Genomic DNA, 3,181 nt, shown 5'->3' on the forward strand with positions numbered 1-3,181 from the left:
GGACGATGGATTTTTCGTTGGATTTGGCGGGGGCTTATCCGGCGGAGGCGGCATGCCGCAGCTGGGTGCGGGATTATCGGTTCGACCGGCGCAAAAATACCGTCACGCTGACCGATCGGTACGACCTCGCAGAGGTCGAAGGGGCGGTGGAGTTGAATTTTCTGACCTGCGGCGCGGTGCGGATCGGCCGGACGATCGAGATAGCCGCCGGCGGTCGCATGCTGCACCTCTTGCCGGACGATGCGGCGAAGTATGAGGTCTCGGCGGCTCCTGTAGAGCTGACCGACCCGCGGCTGTCGAAAATCTGGGGCGAACGGCTGACCCGCATCACGCTAAAGGTAAAGAATCCCAAACCGAAAGATACGCTGCGCGTGACTTTCGTGCAACAATAGCGACTACTAACACCTAAACTCACACAATGATTCGGAAAATCCTGTTCTTCTCGTTTCTCTGCCTGTTCAGTGCCACTGTCAGGGCTGCCGGAAAAGCGACAACATCGAGCGACCGGGGGATGATCAAGGCGGCGCGCGAGCTGATCGGCCGCGTAACGCCGGGCTATGAAAAACAGTACGTGCTGGAGATCATTCCGGCCGATCCGCAGAGCGGCGAAGATGTTTTCGAGGTCGATTCCCGAAAAGGGAAAGTGGTGCTGCGGGGGAACAATCCCGTGGCACTGGCCTCGGCGTTCCACTGGTACCTGAAATACACCTGCGGGGCGCAGTTGTCGTGGTTCGGCGACCAGTTGAAGCTGCCGAAGCGATTGCCGCTGCCGACAGTCAAGGAACGGCGCAATATCAACGGGAAATACCGGGCCTATTTCAACTACTGCACCTTGTCGTACACGGCTCCGTGGTGGGACTGGGAGCGGTGGCAGCGCGAGATCGACTTCATGGCGATGAACGGGATCAATATGCCGCTGCAACCCATCGGGCTGGACGCGGTGTGGTACGAGACGCTGCTGCGGATGGGGTTCACCGACCTCGAGGCGCGGTCGTTCCTCGTGGCGCCGGCTCATCAGGCGTGGCAGTGGATGCCCAACATCGAGAGCTTCGGCGGGCCGCTGCCCAAGAGCTGGATCGACAGCCATGCGAAGCTGGCCCGCCGGATTTTCGCCCGCGAGTTGGAGCTGGGGATGTACCCGATCCAGCAGGGTTTTACGGGCTATGTGCCGAAACGGCTGGCGGCGAAGTATCCGGAGGCCCATATCCAGCAGCAGCCGGAGTGGTATGGGTTCGAGGGGGTGTCGCAGCTCGATCCGCTCGACCCCCTGTTCGACCGCATGGGGCATGTCTTTATGCGGATGCAGGATTCGCTGTTCGGCTCGTACGGCATCTATGCCGCCGATCCGTTCCACGAAAGTGCGCCGCCGGTGAACACACCGGAATACCTCGGGGCTGTAGGGCGCAAAATCAGCGGACTTATCCATGATTTCGACCCGGCGGGGATCGTGGCGATGCAGGCGTGGAGCATCCGCGAGCCGATCGTCCGGCAGTTCCCGAAAGAGCGGTTGGTGGTGCTGGACTTGAACGGTTCGACCTATCCGGGCAAAAAGAACTTCTGGGACTATCCGTTCGTGGCGGGCAATCTGCACAACTTCGGCGGACGGATCAACCTGCACGGCGACCTGGCTTTGCTGGCTTCCAATCAATACCGGACGGCCCGGCGGACGGCGCCGAATGCGGTCGGGTCGGGTCTTTTCATGGAGTCGATCGTCCAGAATCCGGTCTACTATGCGATGGCGTTCGAGATGCCGATGCACCGGGATTCGATTCGGCCGGAGGAGTGGATCGATGCTTATACCGAGCGGGCTTACGGGGACAACTCGGAGGCGGCGAAGCAGGCGTGGGCCATTCTGTTGAAAGGGCCTTACGGACGGGGTACGAACGGAGTGGAGAGCAGCTCGATCATCGCGGCGCGGCCGGCGATCGAGGTCAAGAAGTCGGGGCCGAATGCGGGATTCCATATTCCGTATGATCCGCTGTCGCTCTACGAGGCGGAGCGGCTCCTGTTGCAAGATTCCGCGGTGCTGGGTGGCTCGAAACTCTACCGGTTCGACGTGGTGGACGTGCAGCGGCAAATCCTGTCGAATCTGGGGCAGGAGATCCACAAAGCGGCTGCGGTGGCTTACAAGGCGGGCGACCGCGAGGGTTTCAAACGGCATAGCAAGCGGTTCCTCGATTTATTATTGGATGCGGATACGCTGCTGGCGACCCGCACGGAGTGGAATTTCGACCGTTGGGTGGCGGATGCCCGGCGCTGGGGGACGACCCCGGAGGAAAAGGATCTGTTGGAGCGCGACGCGACGGCATTGGTGACCTACTGGGGCTTCACGCCGGGCTACATGTGCCAGCAGTTCGACTACTCGTGGCGCGAATGGGCGGGGCTGATCCGGCGGTACTATTACGGTCGGTGGAAGATGTTCTACGACATGCTCGACGCGTCGCTGGCTGCCGGGGAGCCTTACTCCGAGGCGGGGGCGAAAATGAGCAACGGTCGCGAGGCCTTCCGGGGCAATGCGTTCTACGACCGGCTGGCGGATTGGGAGATCGCCTTTGTGGCGACCCCGAAAACGGACATCGACCCGACGCCGCGCGGAGACGAGATCGAAACGGCCCGAAAAATGTTTGACAAGTACAGCGAATTGGCTAAAGAATATTACCGATGAAAAAAACGATGATCGTCGCGTTGATCGCGACCTTGCTTGTGCTGGGCGGTTTTGCGCCCCAAGTGGCTTCGGCGGCCCGGAAAAAACTGTCCGTCGAGCCGAAGACGGATCGCGAGGTATGGGCCGAGACGGCTTACCGGATCGCCCATCCGGTGCTGTCGAATTTAGCGGCGGGGACGCTGCACCGGAATATGCCGGTCGAGCAGCGCGGGCCGTCGCATCCGGAGTACGGGGCGTATGGCGACCGGACGAAGTATGCCTATTTGGAGGCGCTGGGGCGGACGATTTGCGGCATCGCGCCGTGGTTGGAACTGCCCGTGGACACCGCGACCCGCGAAGGGCGGATGCGCAAGGAGTTGCTCGACCTCTCCATTAAAGGGCTGCGCAACGCGATGGATACCGCTTCGGCGGACTACATCAGTTTTGCGGTGGGCTATCAGGCGCTGGTCGATGCGGCGCATCTGGCGCAGGGGTTGATGCGGGCGCCGAAAAACCTGTGGGGCGGATTGGACCGTG

Annotated in this window: 2 protein-coding genes and 1 pseudogene; all 3 read left to right on the forward strand. The window is 61.5% G+C overall.

Going from position 1 to position 3,181, the window contains the following annotated elements; translation table 11 throughout:
• Nucleotides 1-392: pseudogene (locus tag Q0Z93_RS10015) on the forward strand (hypothetical protein); the annotation flags it as partial.
• A gap of 26 nt (nucleotides 393-418) precedes the next feature.
• Nucleotides 419-2,665, forward strand: a complete 2,247-nt coding sequence (locus Q0Z93_RS10020) for an alpha-N-acetylglucosaminidase (RefSeq protein WP_298065135.1) — start codon at nucleotides 419-421, stop codon at nucleotides 2,663-2,665.
• Nucleotides 2,662-3,181, forward strand: a 520-nt coding sequence (locus Q0Z93_RS10025; RefSeq protein ID WP_298065138.1) for a DUF2264 domain-containing protein, incomplete at its 3' end; no start/stop codon positions are given. The genes Q0Z93_RS10020 and Q0Z93_RS10025, both read left to right, overlap by 4 nt.

Origin of the sequence: uncultured Rikenella sp. (assembly GCF_947628055.1) — a bacterium.
Taxonomy (GTDB): domain Bacteria; phylum Bacteroidota; class Bacteroidia; order Bacteroidales; family Rikenellaceae; genus Rikenella.

Excerpts from the sequence above, each read along its gene's own strand:
- Q0Z93_RS10020 (WP_298065135.1), top strand. The coding sequence starts at position 419 with ATGATTCGGAAAATCCTGTTCTTCTCGTTTCTCTGCCTGTTCAGTGCC.